Here is a 22602-nt window from a genome sequence, read left to right as displayed (position 1 = left end):
GAGGTATCACGATTGTCCTGCATCAGGACCGACTTCCGAAAGGCCCCCAAGGGCTCTCTCCTCACGGGCTGTTGCCCCCGAGCGCGTGCCGTCTTCTCCATACTGCTGCTCGCCGCCGTCGCACTGACCGGCTACGCGGAGCCGGCCGAAGCGGCCGCTCCTTACGGCGTGAGAGCCGTGGAGGTGGCCGCCTCCAAACAGGGCTCGCCGTACGCCTACGGCGCCACCGGACCCAAACGCTTCGACTGCTCGGGGCTCACCCTCTACGCCTTCAAGAAGGCCGGCAAACGCCTTCCGCGCACCGCCGAGCAGCAGTACGAGCACACCCGCCACATCCCGAAGTCCGATCGCGTGACCGGTGACCTGGTCTTCTTCCCCAGCGGCGCGACCATGGGCCACGTGGGCATCTACGCGGGCGAGGACAGGATCTGGCACGCTCCACGCCCTGGCACCTTCGTCCGTCTGGAGCGGATCTGGAGCACAGAGGTCCGCTACGGCCGGCCCACCTGAACCGGCGCCCGGCCCCGAAACCCCTGAGCCCCGAAGCCCCGAAACCCCGAAGCCCCCCGAGATCTTCCCGCGGGGCAGCCGGACCTCTAGTGCAGCCGCCAGGTGAGTTTCCCGCCGCCCACCCAACGGACCGCGTCCGGATCGTCGAGGTCGTGGATCGTGATTCCCGCGGCCGCGGCAGCCAGGATCACGTCGGTCATGGACTCCGCCATACGGACCATCTCCCCGTCGATCTCCACGATCCGAAAAGGCGGATCGCCGGGCTGCACTGCCAGCACTGTGACCCTCGGCGCGGAGATGTACGGGCTCGAGCTCTCTGTCATGCGGAGATCGTTCCATGCCGACGCCCACGTCACGCGATATGGCGGCGCGTCTACCGCCGAGTGGACGCAGCCGTTCCGGCTTCACACGATCGGTGTGTCGGGTCACCGCTGAATCGATTCGGCCAGGTGGGTGGCGCCTAGGGTGATCGCATTGTTGTCAGTAACCGAATTCCGAGGAGTTTCCGTGCACGCTCGTCGCCTTGCCACCGCCCTGCTGTCCGCCGGCCTGATGATCGCAGGCGGGCTGGTCACCGCCACGCCCGCGACGGCCGATCCGTGCGGGTACTTCGCCACGGGCTCCGATTCCTTCTACAACCACTGCACGAACGACGGTTCCCGGGTCATCATCGAGGTCGAGGTCTTCGGGCCCAACTACGAGAAGTGCGTGGCCCCCGGCAGGACGTGGCTCGGCTCGCGCAGCAAGGTCAGCAACGCCCACTACGTCGGACGCACCTGCTGAGCCGAACGGGCGACGCGTCGGCGGACCCGGGTGCGAGCGGATGCTCGCACCCGGGTCTCCGTCTGGTGCACACGGGTGACGGACCGCGCGCGGGGTGGCGACGCCGACGAGGCCGCCGGGTGGGTGATCCCCGCCCGGATCGACACCGGTCACGAGGCGGACAAGATGTGTTGGGACGTCCGCACCCTGTACTGGCTGATAAGCCCGGGCCGACCTGACGGCAGGCCGCTTCGAGGAGGCGCGCTTCACCTGGCAGTGCTGCCGCCACGGCCTCGGCGGCAGAGGAGGAACACTCCGATGCTCCCTCCTGGGGGGCAGTTGGCAGCGTGAAGTCCACGCACACGGGGTACTTGTCCTTCACGGTGAGCACCACACGGCCCGGCCGGCTTCGACACTCCGCTGCCGAGTGACGCTTGCCGGGGCATGGCGTCCGCGGCCACCAACAGCCGCGCCGCTCACGAACGTTGCCCGAAGGCGGTTCACGGTGACCCTTCTCGTCGCAGATGTATCGGCGTTCTCCCGCGCGTGTGCGCACCTCGGCACCGGCGGCACGGGCAACGCATCGCGCCACGTGATGAGTTCACCCCACCGTCCGGCGGCCGCGGTCGAACCCGGTGCCCCCGCCCCGCACGCCTCCGCCGGCGGCCGTCTCCCCCCGCCGCTGCTCCCGCCGACTCCCACCCGAGGAGTACCCGTGGCCGTCCTCACCACGATCGCCGTGATCCTCGGTGCCTGGTGCGCCGCCGGTGTCGCCACCGCCGCGCTGTACGCCGTACTGCGCGCCCGCCACGTCCGACGGCAGCGGGCGCTGGCGTCCGCACCCGAGGGCACCGTCTGCCGGTGCGCCCCCAAGGCGGGGTCCGGCGACCGGAGCCCGTCCGCGGCGCGGACCGCTCCGATCGTCGCGCGTACGACCGCGCCGGACGGGGCGTGAGCGCGCCGCAGGTCGCACGAGCACCCGGTTGCGGCGCACTCGTGCGGGCTGCCCGGCGGTTCGGACGCCGATCACGACGCCGTCACCCTTCTTTCCCAAGGTCAGGCAATACGCCGGGCTGGTGAAAGGCACTGAACGGGATGGCCACCTGGGCGAGCTCGCCGGATTCGTGTTCCGGACCCGGTGCGACGCCGCGGCCGGCGGCCCTCCTGGACGGCCCCGCCACCGAGATCGCCCCCGCGGTCCGGGCACTGGACGGGGGGCATCCCGTACACGCGTACAGCGGCCGGGGCGAGCTGTACGGAAGGCTCCGCGCGGCCCGGGCGTACGGCGGCCTCGGCGACCAGGAGACGGCGACGCTGCACTTCGGTCGGCCCCACCCGATCCTGCTAGCCGGTGCCCGCGCCCTCGTCGGCGGCGACCGGTTCGAGACGATGCGCCTGCATCTCGGCCGGACCCTGCTGGTGGTCGGGGACGTCATGGGCTGGACGTCATGGAAGCCCCGTCGACATGAACGCCCACCGCTCCCTGCTGCGGGACCTCGCCTCCACCGATCTCACCCGCACCGCGTGCTCCGCCACCTGGACGCGCTGCCCCCGGCGGACGACAGCCGCCACCCCGCGCCCTGCCCGATCGTTCGCATGGATCCCGCCCGCACTCCCGACTGCCGTCTTCTCCGCTGAGCACGGGCATCGGCGGGTACGAGGCCGTCGCGCGGCCGTTCGTGCGCTCGACGCACAGCGCGCCGAGGACGAGGTCGCCGTGCTCGCCGCCCGCCTCCGTCTCCGTACGCCGCATGCCGTCGCCTCCCCTGCCGCGCCCACCGGCTGACACGGCAGGGGTGCGGGTGGCGCTCAGGCGAGGGCTGCGCGCGGGCGGCCGTGCCCGTCCCACGGCGCCGGCAGCGACGGCGCGAGGCGCCGCAAGCGCGCCGCCTCGATGGTGCCACCCCGCCCGATCGCGAGCATGAGCCCCTCCTGGCCGGGGCCGGAGCCGTCCGCGTAGTCGGGGATCCGCGCCAGGACTGCGGTTCCCGCGCCGGTCACGACGAGGGCCGCGGCGCCGTCACCCCCCAGCGCCTTGTAGATCACGGCGTGAGTGGTGGTGTTGCGGGCCTGGAATCCGGCGCTGCAGCGGAGCCCGCGCGCCCCGTGTGAACAGGGTCGCCGCCGACAGCGCCCGTGGCAGGTGCCTTTCTCACGATCGGGAAGAGGACACCTGATGGTCGGCCGGACCCCTTCCTCTCCGCCCGGTCAGCCGCAGGCCTCAAGATCCGCCCTCCCAGGACCCTCCGCCAGGTACGCGTTCAGCGCCGCGTCCGCGGCGCGCCGTCCGCAGCGGCGTCGAGGGCGCGCTGGGCCTTCCGGGCCTCCGCTCGCGCAGCCTTCGCCTCCCGGGCGGCCTGACGCTGACGGCGGTCGGCTTCTTCCGCGGCGGCGGCGAGGCCGGCGCGTTCCTTCCGGGCGCGCTCCAGCTGCGCCCGCAGCTCCGTGATCCGCTCGTCGAGCGCGCCGAGCCCGGCACGGGCCTGTGCCCGCTCCGACTCCGCCGTCGCGAGCGCTTCCTCGGCCTGCTCCGCCTCCCGGTGCGTCCGGTCGGCCTCGGCACGGGCACGCGCCTGCGCCTGCGCCTGCGCCTGCGCGGCCCGGGTACCTGTTTCCGACTTGGTCTCGGTCGCGGCCGCGACCTCGACCTCCGCTTCGGCCTCCGCTTCGGCTTCGGCTTTTCGTCGCTTCCGTGGTGGCGCCGTACCGGGTACGCCCACGGGTGCCAGCTCGGCGAAGCCGACGACCTGGGACGGCGCCTTCGCCAGCACACCCCGTGCCCAGGCTTCGGCGGCGTCGGGATCGGCGAGGACGGTGCGGAGGATCTGCTCGACCTCGCGCTGGACGCCCTCGGAGACCTCCTGCCCCGCGTCGCCGGCCAGCCGGCGGGCTTCGCCGGCCATCGCCGCGACCACCACGTGCTGCTGGTGCGAGAGCTTCCGCAGCTCCTCCCCCGCCAGGGTCCGGTGCGCCTCGCGCAACTCCCCGCCGAGCTGCAGGAGGCGCCGGGCCTGTTCCGCGTCGGCGCGGGCGAGCAGGTTCACTGCCCAGACGGCAAGGGTGGGTTTGCGCAGGGCGGCGATGCGCTTCGCCGCGTCCCGTTCCCCGGCCTTGCGCGCCTCGGCGACGTGCGCGTCCCGGGCTGCCGTGAACTCCTCCGGCCTGAGCCCGTACAGCTCGCTTGCCACCGCGTCGACGTCGACCACAGCACTACTCTCCCCCACCGGCGAGGTTTCGGCGCGCACCCGCCGGTGGGACGCGCGCACCCGCCCGTCACGCGTGACAGAGCGGGGCACCGGAGATATCTTGGCCGCTCCCTCCCCGCCCCCTACATGGTGAAACATCCCGGATCTCCTGGTCCGGGTGGTGCGTGCCGACGATCACTGGAAGGTGGGTCCGACCGTGCAGCCGAGCGAGATCAGCGAGGTCCTGAACCGTCCGCTCAGCCGGGAGCTGCTGGCCCGTGACCTGACCCGTCTGGCGTACGTGGCCGAGGACGGCACGCCGCGGGTCGTTCCGATCGCGTTCGTCTGGAACGGCGCGGAAATCGTCATGTGCACACCGAAGAACGCACCGAAGCTGCCGGCCCTGCGCAACAACCCGGCGGTCGCCCTGACGATCGACACCGAGGTGCACCCGCCGAAGATCCTGCTCATCCGCGGTCGGGCCGGGCTGGACGTCGTCGAGGGCATCCCGGAGGAGTTCCTCCAGTCGAACAGCACGTACCAGATGACGGCCGAGCAGCGGGTCGCGTGGGAGTCCGAGATCCGCTCGCTCTACGACGGCATGGTCCGGATCGTCGTGCTCCCCACCTGGGCGAAGCTGATCGACTTCGAGACGACCCTCCCGAGCGCGGTCGAGGAGCTCGTGCGGCAGCGCGATGAGCGCAAGGACGCCTGAGGCACCGCGCCCGGGAGCGGGACTCAGGCCGGATCCGCCGCGACCTGCGTGTTCTGGCAGGCGGTCAGCAGCCAGGGGCCGTCCGCCTCGCGGGTCATCACGTACAGCGGAGCGCCCTCGCTGCCGACGCCGTCGGATCCGCGGTAGATCTGACGCACCTTCACCGCAGCGACATCCGGCCGCAGGAACTGGATGTGGACCGCCTCATAGGTGACGTCCCCGTCCCAACTCGCCGTCGGCAACACGGCCCGCGTGAACGCGGCGATCTCCTCGAAACCGATGAGGACCTTACCGTGCGCCGTCGTCCACAGCGCGTCCGGATGGAACAGGGCCAGGAAGCCCTCGGCGTCCTTGGCCCGCTGCGTGCGCTCGACCGTGGCGACGACCTCTTCGATCGCCTTGATGTCCGATTCGACGTCGTTCTCGACGTCGCTTGCGATGTCGCTTTCGATGTCCATGGGCTTGATCATGCCGCCTCAACCTTACTTGAGGTCAAGCAATATGATCATATTGGCCCCATGACCACGAAGACCCTGTACCTGCTCTGCTCGGCCGCCCCGCCCGTCTTCGACGTCGCCCACGTCGTCGAAGACGCCCAGACCCGCGGCTGGGACGTTTGCCTGGGGCTGACCCCCACCGCCGCACACTGGGTCTCGGAAAGCCTGGACGGACTCGCCGCCCTCACCGGTCATCCGGTGCGCTGGCAGTACAAGTTCCCGGGCGAGGCCGACGTATGGCCGGCGGCCGACGCCCTCCTCTTCGCCCCGGCGACGTTCAACACCATCAACGCCTGGGCCCTGGGCCTCACCGACCGCTTCGCCGTCGGCGTCGCCGCCGAGGCCCTCGGCAAGAACACCCCGACGGTCGCCATGCCCTGTACGAACACCGCGCTCGCCGCCCACCCCCAGTTCGACACCTCGCTGGCCACCCTGCGCGGCGCCGGTGTCGAACTCCTCTACGGCGACAACGGCTTCGTCCCCGGCCCGGCCGGCCCCGACGCCCCGGCCCACTTCCCGTGGCCGGCCGCCCTGGACGCCGTGGACCGCATCACCGCCACCCGGCTCTAGGCGGGGTCGTACCGCGGCGGCGGGGGCTACTCCCCCGTCGTCCCGTCGATCGCCTCGCGCAGCAGGTCCGCGTGCCCGTTGTGGCGGGCGTACTCCTCGATCATGTGGGTGAGTATGTAGTGCAGCGAGTACGTCTGGTCGCCGAAGTGCCCCGTCACGTCGAGGGATTCGGCGGCTTCCACGATCTCCCGCGATCGCCGGCAGGTCTCTTCCCAGATCCGGAACGATCGGGCCACGTCCGCGTCGTCGACGTGGAACTCCGTCCCCTCCCCGGCCTCGTTTTTCGGGAAGTAGCCGCGTACGTCCTCGCCGCCCAGGACGTTGCGGAACCAGCCGCGCTCGACCTCCGCGAGGTGGCGCACCAACCCGAGCAGGCTCAGCCCCGACGGGGGCACCGCCCTCATCCGCAACTGCTCCTCGCTCAGGCCTGCGCACTTCATCATAAGGGTGTCCCGCTGCCACTGCAGGATGCTGGTCAAGGTGGCGCGTTCGTCACCCACCAGGACGGGCCGTGTTCTCTGCTCATCGATCACCAGGTGATCATCACAGCCGGACCGGCCCGGCCCTCGACCATTTCACATGCCGGACACCCGCCCCGGCCGTCCGACCGTCCCAGGGACGGCTCCGCTCCGGCGAGTTGCCGGGCCGGCCGCAGTTGCCGGAAGTGGTCGGCGCGCGCCCGCTCGCAGGAAATCCGGGCCGCGCAACGGAGTCGCTACCAGCACACACAGCCGCCATGTGAACGGAACGGGACGGCTCATCCCGAAGCGACAGTAACGACTACTACGCCCACGAGACGCCAGTGGAGACAACCGCTGCCCGGCCCATCACCCCAGCCTCCGGGGAGCGCGGTCCAGCCCACACGATGAGCCGATGCCGAAGGGTGCGACCATCGTCGGATGCGAGGCATCGATGAGCTGGTCAATGTGGGCGATCCGGCGTGGCCGGAGCTTCAGGAGGTTCTCAGGACGAGCACCGTGCCGGTTCAAGTGCTGCCCGGAGACGTCAATGAGGGCCGCCGATGCCTACTACAGATGCAGGTCACCGGGCGATCGGTGCTCGGTGCACTGGCGCTGCACACCGGCGGACTCCTCGTGGACAACGGGTGGCTGCGAGTGTTCGGCGGGGGCTCTGGTTCGGTCGCGGACGGGCGACTCCCGAGTCTGGCGCAGGTCAACCGCTTTCCCGCGGACTTCGACCCTGCCTGGCAGCCCGCGACAGGCCTTGTCGTCGGCCACGACATTGTCGGAGGGGTCTTCGCGTTGAACGGTGGCGATCCCGCCGCAGCGAGCCGCCCTGGGGCACCCGGTCAGATGACGTATTTCGCTCCCGACACTCTGGAGTGGGAGGCGATGGAGATGGGCCACTCCGGGTGGGTCTCCTGGCTGCTCTCGGGCAGGCTGGAGACGTTCTACGACGGAATGCGCTGGCCCGGCTGGCGCGAGGAGGCCGCGGCCCTGGCTTTCGAGCAGGGTCTTTCCGTGTATCCGTTCCTGTGGTCCGAGGAAGCTCACGCCGATCTCGCGGCTACGACCCGGCGACCTGTGGCGATGGCCGAGGTGCTCGGAGTCGCAGCGGACTTCGCCCGGCAGATGGGGCCGTCCGATCCAGGTTTCCTGGGCGAAGTGTGACTGGCTTCGCAGGCGGTCCTGGTGTGTCAGCGAGGTCGGAGCCGGGGGACAGAGCCGAGGTGCAACGGACGCGATGGGCTGGCGAACACCCTACGGCTTGACGGCTTCACTGCATGAGATGTCCTACCTTCTAGGCGGGTTGATCGGGCCATTCGTAGGGTCCTGTCGCCTGGGACCCCACTGACGGCCGGGGCCGCTCATTGAGAGGTGCGAGTAGATCGCTGAGTAGGACAACGCCGGCGAGGTCGTCTGCACGAGAGAATCCGTACGACTCACCCGGAATCACGAATGAATCGCATCTGGGCCGGCATCGATGCTGGCAAGGGCCACCACCACTGCTTCGTCATCGACGGAGAGGGCACCAAGCTGTTATCGAGGCGGGTGGTCAACGACGAGCCTGACCTCTTGCAGCTGATCACCGACGTTCTCGCCCTGGGCCACGAGGTGATCTGGGCTATCGACCTGGCCGACGGCGGGGCTGGGCTGGCCATTGCTCTCCTGCTCAATCACGACCAGCAGGTTCTTTACATCCCAGGCCGGACGGTGAATCGGGCGACGGCCGGCTACCGACCTGGTCTGCGACCGCACTCGAGCCGTCAACCGCCTTCGCGGCCTCCTGACTGGCATCTTCCCTGCATTCGAGCGCGCCCTCGACCTGGGCAACCACGGTCCTTGGTTCTCCTCACCGGCTACCAGACACCAGCTGCGATCCGCCGCCTCGGCGCCAGCCGCCTCGAGCAGTGGCTGCGGAACCGGAAGCTGCGCTGGTGCGGAGACCTGGCCCGCACAGCTATGGAGGCCGCCGAACGGCAGCACACCAGCATGGATCTCTTGGGCAGCCCTGACCGCTTGGCGACGTACGCCGGCCTGGCACCGGCGCCCCGGGACTCAGCCATAGTCAGCGGCAATCGTCACCGCCCCAAGCGCTACCACCGGCGTCTTCAACGGGCCCTGTTCCTGGCAGCCATGAGCAGCCTCACCTGCTGCTCGGATTCACGCCGGTACTACGCACGCAAACGAGCCGAGGGCAAGAGGCACTCCCAAGCGGTCCTGGCGCTGGCCAGGCGACGAGTCAACATCCTGTGGGCACTTCTCCGAGACCAACGGCCTTACGAACTCACACCACCAGCGGCAGCTGCTCAGTAGGACTCCTCGCCCATCGCAAACCTGATCGACCAAGGCCGACCTCTGAGGGAGAATCCCCTCAGCATTGACCCAAAGGCCGAGGAGACCTCTGTGATCACACAAGGAGTGCAGGTCACAGGCCGGTGCAGTGCCTGCGGAGGCACGGCGACCTGTGATGTCGGTCAGTTCTTCCACCGTGGCCTGCTCCGCTGGGGCACCGAAGGACGATGCGCAGATTGCCCGAATGCGTGGTGCGAGCAAGACAGCGGCCCGGTTACGCCCGAGAACATTCGACAAGCTCTGCTACAGGCACACGGGCCCGCGCGGCTTCGTCTGTCTGGAGACGTGCCCAGCCTTGTTCCCGTGCTGCAGGCCCTCCGGGACGCACGGGAACTATCCCTTGGCGAAGCACGAGCACAGGCCAATCAACTCGCCCAGAACGGTCTCACCGGCACGCTCGTCGAGATGGAGGTCCTGGCGCTTCGCCTTCGGAGACGTGCCGTCGAAGTGACCGTCGCACCAGCCGGGTGATTTCGTCCGGACGGCACCTGACGCGGCTTGACAACGGCATTGAGAAGTCTTTCGCCGACTGCACCGGAGGTAGGGGAGTGATGGCGGCGGATGGTCGGGGCGGCCCGGGTGGAGCGGTTGCCCTCGCCAGCACGGAGATCGCCGCAGGCTCCGGCGGACGGTCCCTGCCCCAGACGACGACGATCAACGTCGCTTCGACCGCCGGCTTCGCCTATGGGGAATCGTCTACGTCACGACGAGCAACGGCAATGTCGGCGGGCGGAACGGTCAACGTTGCCATCCAAGCGGTAAGCGGCGGCCAGGTATGGGGCCTGTCGGCCGGAGGCGAGCAACGGGGCCGTGAAACGGTCCGGCTTCCCGCTGGTGGCCGTTTTCGAGGAGACCGGCCGCGGCGCCTGGGCGGCGTCTCGGAACCGGGAGGGGTGGCGAGCAGGCGAAGGAGGTGGTCGAAGACGCTCCTGTACTGCCGCACCTGCCCGCACCCCGCACCCCGCACGGAGACGGGCTCAACTCACCTGGTCCGCAATGCCGTTACACAAAAACCTCACAACTCCCCGAACCGCTCACCCACCCCGCGAAACCAGTACCTGTCGACTGGTTTTCTTTCGGGCGGCCGGACTACATTGGCGACACACCACAGCGAACAGCGCTCGACGACAGCGTCCTGGGGGCGAGCACGTGACGAGGGTCAGACAGGAGCGGGCCGAGATCACCCGCCAAGCCATACTCGACGGCGCGGCCACGGCCTTCGACCTCTGCGGGTTCGACGGCACCAGCCTCAGCGACGTCGTCAAGTACGCCGGAGTCACCAAGGGCGCCCTGTACTTCCACTTCCCGTCCAAGGAAGCCCTCGCGCGCGCCCTGATGGACGAACACTTCCAGGTCTCCGAACACGTCCCCGCGATCGAGAACCCCGGCCTGCAGACCGTCATCGACCTCACCCACCAGATGGCACACGGGCTGCGCACCAACGTCCGCATCCGCGCCGGCATCCGGCTGGTCATCGAGTTCGGCGCGTTCACGAACCCCGACCCCACGCCGTACGACACCTGGATCGCCACCTGCCGCAGCTGCCTGACACCGGCTCAGGAACAGGGCGACATACACCCCACGCTCGACGTCCGGGCCCTGTCCACCCTCCTCGTCGGCGCCTTCACCGGCATCCAGGTGACCTCACACGTCCGCACCCGCCGCGAGGACCTGCACACGCGCGTCACGGACCTGTGGAGCTTCCTCCTCCCCACCATCGTCCCGCCAGAGCGCATCACCCGCTTCCGCCCCACCGGCACCCCGAGACCCGCCTCACCGCCCCCCACCGACTGACCCACTCAGGACGGCCTCGCACACGCCGTGGCGAACCACGGGGGTGCTCGCCACGGCGTGGCCGAGGCCGCCCTGCCCGTTCCTGTCACTTCGAGCCACCGGGCGGACCAGAGGGAAGGTCAGGCGTGCCCGAGGGGCATCAGAGTGGATTGAGGCGGGCCTTGAGCAGGCAGAACTCATTGCCTTCGGGGTCGGCCAGGACGTGCCACGGCTCCTCCCCCGTCTGACCGATGTCGGCCGGGCGCGCACCGAGCGCCAGCAGGCGCTCGAGCTCGGCGTCCTGGTCGCGGTCGGTGGCGTTGACGTCGATGTGCAGTCGGCTCTTCCCCGGCTCCGGCTCATCCCTGTGACTGAGGATGATCGTCGGCTGCGGACCGCCGAAGCCTTCGCGCGGCCCGATCTCCAGATAGCCTTCCCCGCGATCGAGCACGACGAAGTCGAGGACCTCGCACCAGAACCGCGCCAGCGTCTCGGGGTCCCGGCAATCGAGCACGAGCTCACTGATACGACACGCCATAAGCCAAACCTGCTCTCACCTTGGGAGTTACCGTGCCGCGCGAACCTCACGGGCACCGGCATGGACGATCCCGTCACCGTACCGGCCGAGGCCCGCACCGACGAAGTGATTTGGGGGCCGCCCTGTCCGGCCGGGTCCAAGGACAGCCTCGCCCGGAGTCGCGTAGTGCCGGTGTACGCCGTCCACCGGCTCGGTCGCGTTGCCCCCCATACCGTCATGCCGGCGCGCAGGCCGGACAGTACGCCGGTGGGGGCGCCTCGATCACGAGGCAGTCCCACGGCTCGGCGCCCAGTCGCCGAGCGGCCAGCAGGTGCATGCCGCAGCCCGTTTCGCAGGCGTCGTGCAGTGCCCGGGCGCGGGCAACGCGAGGCTTACGGGCGTTTCGACGTGCCCGACGCGCCCGCGTGGGCGACCGTGGACCCAGCTCGGCACTCACGCCCGGACACCCCCGAGGAGACACCCATGGACTGGACACTCGAAGTGGTCCCCGTCCCCGTCACCGACATGGATCGCGCGAAGGCGTTCTATGCCGAAAAGGTCGGCTTCAAGGTCGACCTCGACGACGAAGTCGCGCCCGGCGTGCGCATCATCCAGATGACGCCGCGCGGCTCCCGCTGCTCCATCGCCATGCTCCAGGGGATGCCGGCAGCGCCGGGCACCCGCACGATGGCGCCCGGCACACTCCACGGCCTTCAGCTGTGCGTCGTCGACATCGAGGCGGCCCACAGGGACCTGACGGACCGTGGGGTGGACGTGTCCCCCGTCCGTCACGTCGGCGCGACGGGCTGGGAGGACGGCAAGGGCGGGACCTGGAACTCCTTCCTCACCTTCAGCGATCCCGACGGGAACGGCTGGGTGGTCCAGGAAGCCCCCTCGGAGCTCGCCGAACGCTGAGACCCGCCTCCCCCGCGCCTGCCGGGCTCGGCCCCGCAGGTGCGGGGAGCGAACCGCACGGAACGACCGCGTCACGCGGACGGGGCGGTTCAGCGGCCGGAGCCCGCCCACAGGCGGGCCGGCATCGCGTCGACCCGGGGCAGTGCGCGGGGTACCGGCAGGCCACGGGTGTCCGCGGCCGGGCCCTCTGCGGGACCGTCGCCCGCGGCCGGGCTCGATGTGAGCGGCGCGGTGGTGCCGCAGAGGGCCCGGTCCTCGTAGGCGATCAGGGCGGCGTCGGCCGGGTGCGGGAGGAGGACCGTGCCGTCCTCGCTGAGGCGCTGGTACTTCGTCAGGTTGTACCCGATGGCGAACTGCCGTGCGCCGTCCGGACTGGACAGTGCCCACGTCCCGGCGCCCCAGACGCCCCCGTCATGGCCCCAGGCGGGCCCGCAGGGCGTGTCCAGGGCGTAGATGCCGAGGCCGTAGCGCAGGGCGACGGCTCCCGTTTCGTCCTTGACGTCGATGGTGGTGCGCATCTCGTCCAGCTGGCGGCGCGGCAGCAGGTCGCCGCTCAGCAGGTCGCCGCTCAGCAGGGCGCGGTAGAAGGTGTTGAGGTCCTGCGCGGTGGAGACGAGGGCTCCCGCGGTGCCGGCCCAGGTCATGTTGTAGGCGCTGTAGTCGCGCGGCGGGTCGATGAGCCCGAGGAAGTTCTCGTACATGCGCGCGTGGGGGCCGCGGATGTACGGGTCGGTGCCCGGGAAATAGGTGTCGCGCAGGCCTGTCGGCCGGATGACGTCCTGGGTGATCAGTCGCTCCGGGTCCTGTCCGGTCACCTTGCGAAGCACTTCGCCCAGCAGCACGTAGTTGGTGTTGGAGTAGGACCAGCCGGCACCGGGTTCGAACAGCTGGGGCCGGTCCACCCCGTACCCGATCAGCTCGGCGGGTCGCACCGTGCGGAACCGGTGGTCGTCCAGGCTTTCGGTGGTGCCCGTCCGGAGTGAGGGGAACGCGCCCACGATGTAGTCGTCGATTCCGCTCGCGTGGTTGAGGAGCATGCGGACGGTCACCTTGCGGCCGCGCTCGCCGGGAAGGAGTTCGGGCACGTAGTCGCCGACCGGCCGGTCCAGGCCCACCCGGCCCTTCGCCGACTGCTGCAGTACGGCGACGGCGGTGAAGGTCTTGGTGACGCTGCCGACGCGGTGCCGGAGGTCGGGGCGGGCCGGTAACCCGGCGGAGACGTCCGCGAGTCCGGCGGCGCCGTCGAAGCGGGCGCGGCCGTCGCGGACCGCGGAGTAGACGCCGTAGATGCCCGCCTCGTGGATCGCGTTCAGCCTCCTCTGCAGTTCGGCACGGTCGGGATGCCGTCCCGTGGCCGCGGCGTGGGCGGCCGGGGGCCCTTCGCCCGCGGCGTTGGCGGCCGGCGCGAGGCCCGCCAGCAGGGCCATGGCGACGGCGGTGACGGTGACGATGACGGGGACGGAGGCAGTGCTGCGCGGTCGCGGCGCGGGGGCCGCAGCGGGGCGGTGGGCAGGGCTGGAGTCGGGACTGGTGTGGGGCACGTCAGCTCCTCGTCGGTAACCCGGTGACCCGGTGGGTCCGGTAGTCCGGTGGTCCGGTGGGTCCGGCGGTCCGGGGACACCTCGATTCTTCGCCCCGTACCCGACCCGCGGCCTCCTCCTCCGGGACGAACCAGGCGTCAACCTTCGGATGCAGAGACACCTTGACAACCCATTACATTTGTCACAGCCGGCGACGACACCGTCAGCCGCCCGGTCCGCGAGCGGGGTGCCCGACGGCCCGCCCTCAAGCCCGTGCGCTCACTGCTCGCCCAGCACCATCCACTTGCCCGGTTCTCCCAGCGGTTCGAAGCCCACCTCGGCGTAGACCCCGTGGGCGTCCGCCGTGGCCAGCAGGATGCGGCGCAGTCCGTGCGGGGCGAGGTGATCCTTGACGGCGCCGACCAGGGCGGTGCCCAGGCCCTTGCCGCGGACGGTGGGGTCGATGTAGACGTCGCAGAGCCAGGCGAAAGTGGCCTGGTCGGTGACCACGCGGGCGTAGCCGACCTGCGCACCGGACGTACTGTCGTAGACGCCGAAGTTCAGGGACTCGGCAATGGCCAGGTCCTGCTTCTCGCGCGGTCGGCCGAGGGCCCAGTACGCGTCCTGCGACAGCCACTGGTGTATCAGCGCGCGGTCGAGGCGCTCGGGGGCGGTGGAGATGTCATAACCGGGTGGAAGGGCACTGTTCATGCCCGCATCCAAGCAGGCGGCCCGGGCGGGGGCCAACGAATACCCGCACGTCGGCGGGTGATCCGTGCGGCGTGTCCGCCGGTGGACGGCAGGGGCGGACCGGTCCCGCTGCCTACCGTGGCCCCATGAACGCACGCACAGCGGCGCCGTCCTGCGGTTACGGGATCAGGTGCGCGCGGCCGGCCGAAGCGCGCGCCGTCGCCGCGCTCCTGGCCCGCGCCTTCGCCGACGACCCGGTCATGACGTGGATGGTTCCCGGCCCCGCCGGCCGGGAGCGCAGGATCGCCGCCTACTGCCGCCTACTTCAGGCTGGCCCAGCGGCAGCAGCGGCCGCGGGCCGGCGGTGTCCGGCTGGCCGCGACCAGCGGCGGCCGGCTCCTGGCCGCCGCGCTCTGGTCGGGGCCCGGCCGCTGGAAGGCCTCCGCGGTCCAGGAACTGGCGGCCCTGCCGCACTACGCGCGCGTCTTCGGCGCCCGGGGCCTGCACCGGGCCGCGGACGTCCAGAACGCCCTGCACGAGGCCCACCCGGACGCCCCGCACTGGTACCTGTCGACCCTGGGCACCGACCCCGCGCTGCAGGGTACGGGCGTCGGTACGGCCCTGGTGCGGGAACAGCTGGCCCACTGCGACCGGCTGGGGCAGTGCGCCTATCTGGAGTCCGGTAAGCCCTCGAACGTCCCCTTCTACGAGCGGTTCGGCTTCCGCGTCACGCACGAGCTCCTGCTGCCGGACGGCGGGCCGACCCTCTGGACGATGTGGCGCGAGCCCGGCCCCGGGACCGACGCGGCGCCGGAGCCGGCACAGGCCCGGTGACCGCCCGTCCCCCCGGCCGTCCGCTGCGGTGGGGGCGATCAGGCGGTGGGCGCCGGGGCCTCGACCGGCTCCCAGCCGTAACCGTCCGGGTCGGTGAAGGACCCGGCAGGGCTTCCGAGGACGAGACGGTGGGATCCGGTGCCGTCGACGGGGACGCCGACCTCCTTGGCGAGGGCGCGCCGCCCGTACAGCGCCAGCTTGACGGGACCCGGCCCGGCGGCGAACTCGACGTACTTGCTGCCGAAGCCCTTGGCCACCACGAGGCCCTGAGCGACGTAAAACTGCCTGGTGGCGGTCACGTCCGAGGCCCCCAGCAGGAGGACGAGCTGCTCGATCTCCCGGGTGGCCGGGCCGGAGTCCTTCTTCGCGGAGCTCGCGACCTTCAGGATCGTCCCGTCCGGGGCCCGTACGACGCCGCCGTAGCCCCAGAACGACTTGGTGGCGGGCTTCAGCGTCGTCGCGCCCGCATCGAGGGCGGCGTCGACGAAGGCCCTGACGTCGGCCGGCTGGGACACCGTGAGCGCCAGCGCGAAACCGCGGAAGCCGGTCGTCGGCGCGTCCGAGGCACGCAGGCGCACCTGCGTGCCCAGACCGAAGGCGGTGTAGAAGCGGTCGGCGGCGGCGAGGTCGGCCACCTCGAGGGTGACGGATGCGAGAGAGGTCATGCCTCTGACGCTAGGCGCCGCCGCGCCGCCGGTGCTTCTCGAATCCTGACCGATCCGGTCAGGTGTGCAGGCGGCTGTTGCAGCCCTCCTGGTCTCCGGCGCTCTCGTCGTTGAACCAGTAGTCACCGGCCGCCAGGTACCGGAAGCAGTGCGTGCTCTCGTTGGGCAGCTCGACGGTGACGGCGCGCTTGCCGTCCTTGCGCGGCCGCAGGGTGTGGACCCCGGGCTGCCAGTTGTTGAAGTCGCCCACCACACTCACCGTCCCGGCCGGACTGTCCGCGGGGAGGACGAACGTCACCTGGGTACGGTCCTTGCGCAGCTTGCGCTCCAGCATCGGGGGCTCCTAACGGGCACGCGGGTCGGATCCCACCATCCTGGGCACTGGAGCCGCCGCGCGCATGCCGACGCCGCCGCCGACCGACCGGCATCACCCTTACGCCACCATCCGTGGCCGTGGGCGAGCGGAGCGCTCCTCCCCGTGTCCGCGCCCCGACGGGTCGCGCACCGCCCTGCGGGCGGTCCGTCGGCGCGAACCGCGACACCGGCGGGATTAGGCTCGGAGGAAGCCGAGAAGGAGATGTGGCATGTGTCGCTGGCTCGCGTACCTGGGTTCGCCGATGCTGCTCGATGCCGTGCTCTACCGGCCGGAGCACTCGCTGATCAACCAGAGCCTCCGCTCGCGGGAGGGCGTCGAAACGACCAACGGGGACGGTTTCGGCATCGGCTGGTACAGCGGGAACGACGACGGCACGCCGGCAGTGTTCCGCGACATCGGACCCGCGTGGAACAACCGCAACCTGCGCGAGCTCGCCGCCCACGTACGTTCCAGCCTGTTCTTCGCGCACGTCCGTGCCTCGACGGGCTCGGCGATCCAGCAGACGAACTGCCACCCGTTCCGTCACGGCCGCTGGCTGTGGATGCACAACGGGGCGATCACGGACTTCCACCGGCTCCAGCGGGACCTCTGCATGGCGGTCGACCCCGCGCTGTTCCCGTCCATCGAGGGCTCCACGGACTCCGAGGTGATGTTCTACCTCGCGGTCACCTTCGGCCTCGACCAGGACGTCCCGGGCGCCGTGGCCAGGATGGCGGGCCTCGTCGAGGATCTCGGACGGCAGCACGGGGTGCCGAATCCGTTGCAGATGACGATCGCGGTGAGTGACGGCGAGCAGGTCTGGGCGTTCAGGTATTCGAGCCAGGGCTGCTCCCGGTCGCTGTACTACAGCAGCCGGGCCGACACCGTACGACACCTCTATCCGGAACTGGACTACCTGCGCGAGGTCTCCGACGAGACGCGGATCGTGGTGTCGGAACCCCTGGGGAACCTGCCCGGTCTCTGGAACGAGCTGCCGGAGGCCAGCTATTCGGTGCTCCCCTCCGACCGGCACACGGACTACTTTCCCTTCAGCCCGAAATCCCCGTGACCGTGGCCCCCTGCGCGCAGACGCCGAAGCTGACCATGGGGGTCGAGGAGGAGTTCATCCTCGTCGACCGCCGCAGCCGTGCCCCGGTGGGCCGCGGACCGCTGGTCATCGCGGAGGCGGCGCGCAGGCTGGGCGCACTGGTCCAGCACGAGTTCTTCACCGCGCAGGTGGAGGTGTGCACCCGACCGACGTCCAGCACGGCCGCGCTCGCCGCCGACCTGGCCGGACTGCGCCGCGAGCTCGGGAGGGCCGCGGAGGGCGAGCAGTGCCTGCTCCTCGCCTCCGGAACCCCCGTGATCCCTCCGGAGGGTCCGCTGACCATCACACCCGACGAGCGCTACCAGCGGATGGCCACCCGCTTCCCGTGGGTCATCGGGGCCCGCGACCAGGTGGTGTGCGGCTGCCATGTGCACATCGGCGTGGCGGACCGGGCCCAGGCCCTGGAGTTCTCGAACCGGATCCGCCCTTGGCTGCCGGTCCTCCAGGCGCTCGCTGCCAACTCCCCCTTCGACCGCGGCCGGGACACCGGCTACGCGAGCTGGCGGGCGGTCGAGCACGGCCGCTGGCCCACGGTGGGGCCCACCCCCGTCCTGGACGAAGCGGCCTACGAGCGCATCGCCGACGACCTCGTACGGTGTGGCGCCCTCCTGGACCGGCGGATGATCTACTGGTACGCACGGCCCTCCGAGCACGTGCCGACGCTCGAGGTCCGGGTCGCGGACGTGAACGCGGACCTGGACACCGTCGTCCTTCTGGCCGCACTCGTGCGGGGGCTCGCGGCCACCGTGCTGCCGGAGATCGACGAAGGCCGGCCGGCCCCGTGCGTCGAGGGGGGAAGGCTACGGGAGGCGCACCGGCTCGCCGCCCTGCACGGCCTGGACGGTGACGGACTGGATCCGTGCGGTGGGGCACGCCTTCCGGCCTGGGATCTGGTGGACCGGCTGCGCGAGCGGGCCGCACCCGGGCTCGGCGCCTCGGGCGACCTGCTCCTCGTCGACACCCTGCTCGATCACCTGCGCGCCACGGGCGGCGGCGCCGCCGCACAGCGCGCCGCCCACCGGCGCCACGGGAGGCTGAGCGACGTGGTGGACGCCCTCGCGCGGGAAGTCCTGCCGTGGGAAGGGCAGCCGCTGGAGCGGGCAGGTCCCGGACCGGACCCGGGGGACCCGAGCAGCCGTCGCCAGCCGGCCGGATAGGCCGCCGGCCGGCTGTTCCACGACGCACTGGCGCGCCCCGCGAACCCTGCGGATCAGGGTCGCCGAGGCGCGCCGGGCGCGATGGCCGTGCGTCACTCGGTGGCGGGCCTGTGCGTCCAACTCGTGCACAGGGACCAGATGATGAACACGTCGATCGCGATGATGATGACGGACCACCAGGGCTGGTAGGGGAGCCACATGAAGTTGGCGAGGATGCTGAGGCTGGCGAGTGCGATGCCCGCGCCCCTGGCCACGTTCGAGCCGGCGATCAGGCCCACGCCGGTGAGCACGGCGATGATGCCGATGACGAGATGGATCCAGCCCCATGCCGTCAGGTCGAACTCGAAGACGTAGTTGCCGATGCGCGAGTAGACGTCGTCCTTGGAGATGGCCGCGATGCCCTGGAAGATCGCGAGGCATCCGGTCACGATGAGGAGCACCGCTGCGAACAGCGTGCCCACGCTCCCCGCACCGTCGTTCTGGCTGCCGGGGAACGGTGGTGCGTTGCCCGGCGCGGGGCCGGTGTTCCAGTTCCCCCCGGTCGGTGTCGGCTGACCCATGGAATTCACCTCACAGATGGCGGTACGGCGCCGGACCGTCCTGCTCCGGCTCGGCCGGTTCACAGGCATCGGCACCCACATCGCAGTGTCGTCCGGGGCGGGAGTGCCTGTGATCACCCGAAGCGGGTGGTCTTGGCTCCGCCGGGAGCGCCCGGGGTGTCAGGCGGGCAGCCGGCGCATTTCGAGCACCCGCAGGCCGAGGGACTGGAAGCGCGTGAGCAGGCCGTACAGGTGGGCGTCGTCGCTCACGCTGCCGTGCAGGAGCGTCTGCTCCCGGACGGGGATCCGGTCGAGCTCGGGGAAGTTCGCGGCGAGGGTGTCCGGCACGACGCCCGAGATGCGGAATTCGTAGCGCATGAGAGCACTCACTCCTCTGGGGACGGGACGGGACGCGGGCCGGGGAACGGAGCCGGCGTACTGCCCGCTCCTGGCCTTCGTCGCTCCTCATCGTCGGTCCTCGCCCGGTGGCTCGGCATCGCCCGGTACGGGCGAGAAGGCCGCGCCTGCGGCGTCCGGAACGGTCCGGAACGGCTGCGGCGTCCGGAACGGCTCACAGCATCCCGAGGTCCTGCGCCCGGTGGACGGCCTCGCTGCGCCGGGTGACGGAGAGCTTGCGGTAGATGCTCTTCAGGTGGGTCTTGACGGTGTTGGGCGACAGGTACAGCTCAGCCGCGATCTCCTCGGTGGACAGCAACTCGGCGGCCTTGCGCAGCACCTCGGTCTCCCGCTCGCTCAGCGGCTCCACGACGGATGGCTGCCGCCCACCGGCCGTCGACGCCGGCGCACGGACCGGGGTGCGAGAGGGCAGCCAGCCGTGCAGCCGTGCCAGTTGCGGGTCCCGGCTCAGGATCCGGCGCACCCAGGGGCCGCTCTCCGTGAACATCCGGCGCAGTTCCTCCGGCCTGGCGAGCCCCAGCGCCTCCCCCAGCCGTCGGCGGGCCTTTTCGGCGTCGCCGTCCGCGGCGGCGATCTGCGCCTGGAGCAGGCGCGCGCGGGCCCGTACGGCGACGGGCGCGCCGTCGTCTTCCGGCAGGCCCGCCAGCGCCTGCGCCGCGTGCTCGCCGCGGCCGGCCGCCAGCAGGGCGCGGGCCCGGGCCACCAGGTACGCCGGGCGCTCTCCGTCCCCGGCCTCCACCGCGTCCAGGACCCGCAGGGCCGCGGCCGTGTCACCGCGCACCAGGTGGGCGGCCGACTCGGCCACGGCCAGCTCGGACACGGTCCAGGCGTGGGCCCGTACCGGCGCCCCGGCCGTCCGCAGGGCGCCGAGGGCCGCGAGCGCCGCCTCCGCGTCGCCCTCGGCCGCCGAGATCCCGGCACGGATGACGGCGGCCACCACGGCGGCCACGGGCTCCGGACGGGTCCCGGCCTCCGCGGTCGCCAGGTCGAGGTGGCGCCGGGCGGCCGCCAGGTCGTCCTGTTCCGCGGCGACGCCCGCGAGGGCGAGGTGGCCGACACCGGTCCGGCGCTCGGTCGGCAGCGCGTACTGCTCGGCCACGGCGAGCGAGGCGCGGGCACGCGCGGCAGCCTGCCGCAGCCGGCCGCGCATCAGCTCGGTCAGGGCCAGTGAGCCGAGCGCGTCACAGAGCGGGTACTCGGTGCCGGGGTCCCCGCAGGCGTCGACGGCGGACGTGAGGGCGCAAGCGGCGCGGTCGAGGTGTCCGGCGCCGAGCTCGGCGGCGCCGAGGGCCGCCGGTACCAGGGCGCGGATCTCGGGGCGCTCGGCGAGCAGGTGCGGCGGCAGCTCGGGGAGCAGCCGGCCGAAGTCGGCCGCCGCCCGTTCGGTGGCCGTCAGGTCGTCCGCCAGTCGCCCCGCGAGTACGCCGAGGAAGGCGCGGCCGAGCCTCGCCGCCGGGGAGGAGTCCGGGCCCAGGTGCGCGTCGGCCCGCCGCAGCCCGGCCTCGCATCCGGCCGGGTCCCGTTCGGCCAGCCGGCAGGCCGCGCCGACCAGTGCGGGAGCCGCGCCCGGCTGATCGGCCGGCATGTCGGCGAACGCCCGGCCCAGCCGATCCGCCTCCAGGCCGGTGAAGAGCCGGCCGAGGGCCAGGTTGTCGACCAGTTGTGCCGCCGCGAACGGCCAGTCACCGGCCGCGGCGCCCTGGAGGACCGCTTCGGTGAGCCGGCCCGTCCGGGCCAGCCAGCGCGCCGCCCGCCCGTGCAGCCGCGGCTCCAGGCCGGGGCGGCGCTGTCGGAGGTGGGCGCGCAGGACCTCGGCGAACAGCGGGTGCAGCCGGTACCAGGCCGATGCGTCGATCCGTTCGAGGAAGGCGTTGTCGCGGGCCAGTCCGGCGAGGGTCCGGGCGGCGTCGTCGCGGCCGGTCAGTTCGTCCGCGAGGTCCGGGTGCACGTGGTCGGTGACGCAGACCCGCAGCAGCAGGTCCTGCGTGGGCGGTGGCTGGGCGTCGAGCACTTCCCTGAGCAGGTAGTCGGCGATGATCGTGCGGTCGGCGGCGAACTGGCGGAGGAACGTCTCGGGGTCGGCGCTGTGCTGCATCGCCAGGGCGCACAGGCGTACTCCGGCCGCCCACCCCTCGGTCCGCTCCACCAGCAGCCGGATCCCCTCCTGGGAGACCTCCAGCCGGTGCTCGGCCAGCAGCGCCCCGGCGTCCTCCGGGGTGAACCTCAGGTCCGCCTGGCGGATCTCGGTGATCTCACCGGCCGCGCGGTAGCGGTGCAGCGGCAGGAGCGAGTCCGTGCGGCTGGTGAGCACGATGCGCAGGCCCCCGGCCGCGTGCCGGAGCACGAAGTCCAGTCCTTCCGTCATCGCCGCGGGCGGCTGGGCCGTGTCGAACTGGTCGAGCACGAGGACGGCGGGCTGCGCCGAAGCGGCGAGCCCCTCCGCCAGACGTACCAGGAACGACCGGGTCACTCCCTCGGCCCTCGTGGGTCTGCCCACGGCGGCCGGCAGCGCCACCCCGCCCCGGCGCAGGGCCTCCAGGACGTACGCCCAGAGGGCGCCGGGGGCGTCGCCCGGCTCGACGGTCAGCCATACGGGGGGACGCGGCGCGAGCCCGCCGGCCGCCCAGTGGGCGGCGAGCACCGTCTTGCCCGAGCCGGCCGGACCGTTGACGAGGGTGAGTGGGCCCCGTGCCCCGGCCGTCATGCGTTTCAGCAGCTCGGGCCGGTGCACGAGGAGCCGCGGTACGGCCGGGACGGCGAAGCGCGCGGTGAGCATCGGGTCCCCGGACGGTGCCGGGCTCCCGGACGGTGGCGGGCCCACGGGGGACTCGGGCCCTGCGGGGTTCTCCATGCGGTCACCGGTGTCGTCGTCGGCTCGGCTCGGTTCGGTTCGGTTCGGTTCGGGCCAGAGGGTGCGGGGTGCGGGCCGTGGCCCGTCCGCGCTCCCCACTCAAACCGTGATCAACGGTGATCACCAGTCGTGTCACCCGATCCGGGTGAGTCCCGTTCGGCGCAGGCTGCGGCCGTGTTCACCCCGCACCGGCCGGTGACGGGGCA

Annotated in this window: 25 protein-coding genes and 1 pseudogene; 13 read left to right on the top strand and 13 right to left on the bottom strand. The window is 71.6% G+C overall.

Features of this window, described 5'->3' with window-relative positions; all coding sequences use genetic code 11:
- Positions 1-99: 99 nt before the first annotated feature.
- Positions 100-510, top strand: a complete 411-nt coding sequence (locus tag ACZ6JT_RS31230; protein ID WP_469215029.1) for a C40 family peptidase — start codon at positions 100-102, stop codon at positions 508-510.
- A gap of 86 nt (positions 511-596) precedes the next feature.
- On the opposite strand, the gene ACZ6JT_RS31225 is transcribed toward ACZ6JT_RS31230, so the two are convergent.
- A complete protein-coding gene (locus tag ACZ6JT_RS31225) occupies positions 597-833 on the bottom strand; it encodes a hypothetical protein (protein ID WP_469214899.1) in 237 nt (78 codons plus the stop codon).
- Between the two features lie 184 nt (positions 834-1017).
- Between ACZ6JT_RS31225 and ACZ6JT_RS31220 the strand changes: the two genes are divergently transcribed.
- From ACZ6JT_RS31220 to ACZ6JT_RS31210, 3 genes are all read left to right on the top strand, one after another.
- Entirely contained in the window at positions 1018-1293 is a 276-nt protein-coding gene (locus ACZ6JT_RS31220; RefSeq protein WP_365476823.1) for a DUF6355 family natural product biosynthesis protein, read from the top strand.
- A gap of 694 nt (positions 1294-1987) precedes the next feature.
- Positions 1988-2227, top strand: a complete 240-nt coding sequence (locus ACZ6JT_RS31215) for a hypothetical protein (RefSeq protein ID WP_469214898.1) — start codon at positions 1988-1990, stop codon at positions 2225-2227.
- Between the two features lie 140 nt (positions 2228-2367).
- Positions 2368-2910, top strand: coding sequence for a hypothetical protein (locus ACZ6JT_RS31210; protein WP_469214896.1), 543 nt, complete (start codon positions 2368-2370; stop codon positions 2908-2910).
- A gap of 171 nt (positions 2911-3081) precedes the next feature.
- On the opposite strand, the gene ACZ6JT_RS31205 is transcribed toward ACZ6JT_RS31210, so the two are convergent.
- Positions 3082-3318, bottom strand: a complete 237-nt coding sequence (locus ACZ6JT_RS31205; protein ID WP_469214894.1) for a hypothetical protein — start codon at positions 3316-3318, stop codon at positions 3082-3084.
- Positions 3319-3533: 215 nt separating this feature from the next.
- The gene (locus ACZ6JT_RS31200) at positions 3534-4478 is read right to left on the bottom strand and encodes a hypothetical protein (protein ID WP_469214892.1); all 945 of its coding nucleotides are present in this window, start codon (positions 4476-4478) and stop codon (positions 3534-3536) included.
- A 196-nt stretch (positions 4479-4674) separates the two neighbouring features.
- On the opposite strand from ACZ6JT_RS31200, the gene ACZ6JT_RS31195 reads away from it, so the two are divergent.
- Positions 4675-5172: a pyridoxamine 5'-phosphate oxidase family protein gene (locus tag ACZ6JT_RS31195; RefSeq protein WP_469214890.1), complete on the top strand. Its 498-nt coding sequence runs from the start codon at positions 4675-4677 to the stop codon at positions 5170-5172.
- A 23-nt stretch (positions 5173-5195) separates the two neighbouring features.
- On the opposite strand, the gene ACZ6JT_RS31190 is transcribed toward ACZ6JT_RS31195, so the two are convergent.
- Positions 5196-5630, bottom strand: coding sequence for an SgcJ/EcaC family oxidoreductase (locus ACZ6JT_RS31190; RefSeq protein WP_469215027.1), 435 nt, complete (start codon positions 5628-5630; stop codon positions 5196-5198).
- Between the two features lie 60 nt (positions 5631-5690).
- Between ACZ6JT_RS31190 and ACZ6JT_RS31185 the strand changes: the two genes are divergently transcribed.
- On the top strand, positions 5691-6239 hold the full coding sequence (locus tag ACZ6JT_RS31185) for a flavoprotein (protein WP_469214888.1): 549 nt from the start codon (positions 5691-5693) through the stop codon (positions 6237-6239).
- A gap of 26 nt (positions 6240-6265) precedes the next feature.
- Here ACZ6JT_RS31185 and ACZ6JT_RS31180 read toward each other — a convergent pair whose 3' ends face one another.
- Positions 6266-6772: a DinB family protein gene (locus ACZ6JT_RS31180; RefSeq protein WP_469214886.1), complete on the bottom strand. Its 507-nt coding sequence runs from the start codon at positions 6770-6772 to the stop codon at positions 6266-6268.
- A 366-nt stretch (positions 6773-7138) separates the two neighbouring features.
- Here ACZ6JT_RS31180 and ACZ6JT_RS31175 point away from each other — a divergent pair, with 366 nt between their 5' ends.
- The 3 genes and pseudogenes from ACZ6JT_RS31175 to ACZ6JT_RS31165 all read left to right on the top strand — a co-directional run bounded on the left by ACZ6JT_RS31175 (position 7139) and on the right by ACZ6JT_RS31165 (position 10849).
- Positions 7139-7870, top strand: coding sequence for a DUF2625 domain-containing protein (locus ACZ6JT_RS31175; protein WP_469214884.1), 732 nt, complete (start codon positions 7139-7141; stop codon positions 7868-7870).
- 288 nt (positions 7871-8158) lie between these two features.
- A pseudogene (locus ACZ6JT_RS31170) lies at positions 8159-9016 on the top strand (IS110 family transposase).
- 1188 nt (positions 9017-10204) lie between these two features.
- A complete protein-coding gene (locus ACZ6JT_RS31165; RefSeq protein WP_469214882.1) occupies positions 10205-10849 on the top strand; it encodes a ScbR family autoregulator-binding transcription factor in 645 nt (214 codons plus the stop codon).
- Between the two features lie 139 nt (positions 10850-10988).
- Here ACZ6JT_RS31165 and ACZ6JT_RS31160 read toward each other — a convergent pair whose 3' ends face one another.
- Positions 10989-11366 (bottom strand): VOC family protein, encoded by a 378-nt coding sequence (locus ACZ6JT_RS31160; RefSeq protein WP_469214880.1) that lies wholly within the window; start codon positions 11364-11366, stop codon positions 10989-10991.
- Positions 11367-11828: 462 nt separating this feature from the next.
- Between ACZ6JT_RS31160 and ACZ6JT_RS31155 the strand changes: the two genes are divergently transcribed.
- Positions 11829-12260, top strand: coding sequence for a VOC family protein (locus ACZ6JT_RS31155; protein WP_385811706.1), 432 nt, complete (start codon positions 11829-11831; stop codon positions 12258-12260).
- 89 nt (positions 12261-12349) lie between these two features.
- Here the strand turns inward: ACZ6JT_RS31155 and ACZ6JT_RS31150 are convergent, their stop codons facing one another.
- Together ACZ6JT_RS31150 and ACZ6JT_RS31145 are read right to left on the bottom strand one after the other, a co-directional pair.
- Complete coding sequence (locus ACZ6JT_RS31150; RefSeq protein WP_469215025.1) at positions 12350-13687, bottom strand: serine hydrolase domain-containing protein; 1338 nt, start codon at positions 13685-13687, stop codon at positions 12350-12352.
- A 372-nt stretch (positions 13688-14059) separates the two neighbouring features.
- Positions 14060-14491, bottom strand: coding sequence for a GNAT family N-acetyltransferase (locus tag ACZ6JT_RS31145; RefSeq protein WP_469214878.1), 432 nt, complete (start codon positions 14489-14491; stop codon positions 14060-14062).
- Between the two features lie 309 nt (positions 14492-14800).
- On the opposite strand from ACZ6JT_RS31145, the gene ACZ6JT_RS31140 reads away from it, so the two are divergent.
- Positions 14801-15304: a GNAT family N-acetyltransferase gene (locus ACZ6JT_RS31140; protein ID WP_469215023.1), complete on the top strand. Its 504-nt coding sequence runs from the start codon at positions 14801-14803 to the stop codon at positions 15302-15304.
- A 38-nt stretch (positions 15305-15342) separates the two neighbouring features.
- On the opposite strand, the gene ACZ6JT_RS31135 is transcribed toward ACZ6JT_RS31140, so the two are convergent.
- Together ACZ6JT_RS31135 and ACZ6JT_RS31130 are read right to left on the bottom strand one after the other, a co-directional pair.
- Positions 15343-15969, bottom strand: a complete 627-nt coding sequence (locus ACZ6JT_RS31135) for a glyoxalase (protein WP_469214876.1) — start codon at positions 15967-15969, stop codon at positions 15343-15345.
- Between the two features lie 58 nt (positions 15970-16027).
- Complete coding sequence (locus ACZ6JT_RS31130) at positions 16028-16303, bottom strand: isoamylase early set domain-containing protein (RefSeq protein WP_030721582.1); 276 nt, start codon at positions 16301-16303, stop codon at positions 16028-16030.
- A 250-nt stretch (positions 16304-16553) separates the two neighbouring features.
- On the opposite strand from ACZ6JT_RS31130, the gene ACZ6JT_RS31125 reads away from it, so the two are divergent.
- Both ACZ6JT_RS31125 and ACZ6JT_RS31120 read left to right on the top strand, forming a co-directional pair.
- Positions 16554-17393 carry a class II glutamine amidotransferase gene (locus tag ACZ6JT_RS31125; protein ID WP_469214874.1) on the top strand — a complete coding sequence of 280 codons (840 nt, stop codon included), beginning with the start codon at positions 16554-16556 and terminating at the stop codon, positions 17391-17393.
- Positions 17390-18589 carry a carboxylate-amine ligase gene (locus tag ACZ6JT_RS31120; RefSeq protein WP_469214873.1) on the top strand — a complete coding sequence of 400 codons (1200 nt, stop codon included), beginning with the start codon at positions 17390-17392 and terminating at the stop codon, positions 18587-18589. The genes ACZ6JT_RS31125 and ACZ6JT_RS31120 overlap by 4 nt, the downstream gene beginning before the upstream one ends.
- Before the next feature lie 92 nt (positions 18590-18681).
- On the opposite strand, the gene ACZ6JT_RS31115 is transcribed toward ACZ6JT_RS31120, so the two are convergent.
- From ACZ6JT_RS31115 to ACZ6JT_RS31105, 3 genes are all read right to left on the bottom strand, one after another.
- The gene (locus tag ACZ6JT_RS31115) at positions 18682-19149 is read right to left on the bottom strand and encodes a DUF7144 family membrane protein (RefSeq protein WP_469214871.1); all 468 of its coding nucleotides are present in this window, start codon (positions 19147-19149) and stop codon (positions 18682-18684) included.
- Between the two features lie 159 nt (positions 19150-19308).
- Complete coding sequence (locus tag ACZ6JT_RS31110) at positions 19309-19506, bottom strand: hypothetical protein (RefSeq protein WP_365476779.1); 198 nt, start codon at positions 19504-19506, stop codon at positions 19309-19311.
- 193 nt (positions 19507-19699) lie between these two features.
- The gene (locus tag ACZ6JT_RS31105; protein ID WP_469214869.1) at positions 19700-22321 is read right to left on the bottom strand and encodes a winged helix-turn-helix domain-containing protein; all 2622 of its coding nucleotides are present in this window, start codon (positions 22319-22321) and stop codon (positions 19700-19702) included.
- Between the last annotated feature and the right edge of the window lie 281 nt (positions 22322-22602).

This window comes from Streptomyces sp. NPDC046308 (assembly GCF_055588065.1).
Note: the sequence above shows the minus strand (reverse complement) of the source record. Positions and strands in the feature narration are given on the sequence as shown.

Coding starts and splice junctions, on each gene's coding strand:
- ACZ6JT_RS31110 (WP_365476779.1), bottom strand. CDS start 19,506: ATGCGCTACGAATTCCGCATCTCGGGCGTCGTGCCGGACACCCTCGCC.
- ACZ6JT_RS31130 (WP_030721582.1), bottom strand. CDS start 16,303: ATGCTGGAGCGCAAGCTGCGCAAGGACCGTACCCAGGTGACGTTCGTC.
- ACZ6JT_RS31105 (WP_469214869.1), bottom strand. CDS start 22,321: ATGCTCACCGCGCGCTTCGCCGTCCCGGCCGTACCGCGGCTCCTCGTG.
- ACZ6JT_RS31175 (WP_469214884.1), top strand. CDS start 7,139: ATGCGAGGCATCGATGAGCTGGTCAATGTGGGCGATCCGGCGTGGCCG.
- ACZ6JT_RS31150 (WP_469215025.1), bottom strand. CDS start 13,687: ATGGCCCTGCTGGCGGGCCTCGCGCCGGCCGCCAACGCCGCGGGCGAA.
- ACZ6JT_RS31115 (WP_469214871.1), bottom strand. CDS start 19,149: ATGGGTCAGCCGACACCGACCGGGGGGAACTGGAACACCGGCCCCGCG.
- ACZ6JT_RS31190 (WP_469215027.1), bottom strand. CDS start 5,630: ATGGACATCGAAAGCGACATCGCAAGCGACGTCGAGAACGACGTCGAA.
- ACZ6JT_RS31160 (WP_469214880.1), bottom strand. CDS start 11,366: ATGGCGTGTCGTATCAGTGAGCTCGTGCTCGATTGCCGGGACCCCGAG.
- ACZ6JT_RS31225 (WP_469214899.1), bottom strand. CDS start 833: ATGACAGAGAGCTCGAGCCCGTACATCTCCGCGCCGAGGGTCACAGTG.
- ACZ6JT_RS31185 (WP_469214888.1), top strand. CDS start 5,691: ATGACCACGAAGACCCTGTACCTGCTCTGCTCGGCCGCCCCGCCCGTC.
- ACZ6JT_RS31145 (WP_469214878.1), bottom strand. CDS start 14,491: ATGAACAGTGCCCTTCCACCCGGTTATGACATCTCCACCGCCCCCGAG.
- ACZ6JT_RS31135 (WP_469214876.1), bottom strand. CDS start 15,969: ATGACCTCTCTCGCATCCGTCACCCTCGAGGTGGCCGACCTCGCCGCC.
- ACZ6JT_RS31125 (WP_469214874.1), top strand. CDS start 16,554: ATGTGTCGCTGGCTCGCGTACCTGGGTTCGCCGATGCTGCTCGATGCC.
- ACZ6JT_RS31210 (WP_469214896.1), top strand. CDS start 2,368: ATGGCCACCTGGGCGAGCTCGCCGGATTCGTGTTCCGGACCCGGTGCG.
- ACZ6JT_RS31155 (WP_385811706.1), top strand. CDS start 11,829: ATGGACTGGACACTCGAAGTGGTCCCCGTCCCCGTCACCGACATGGAT.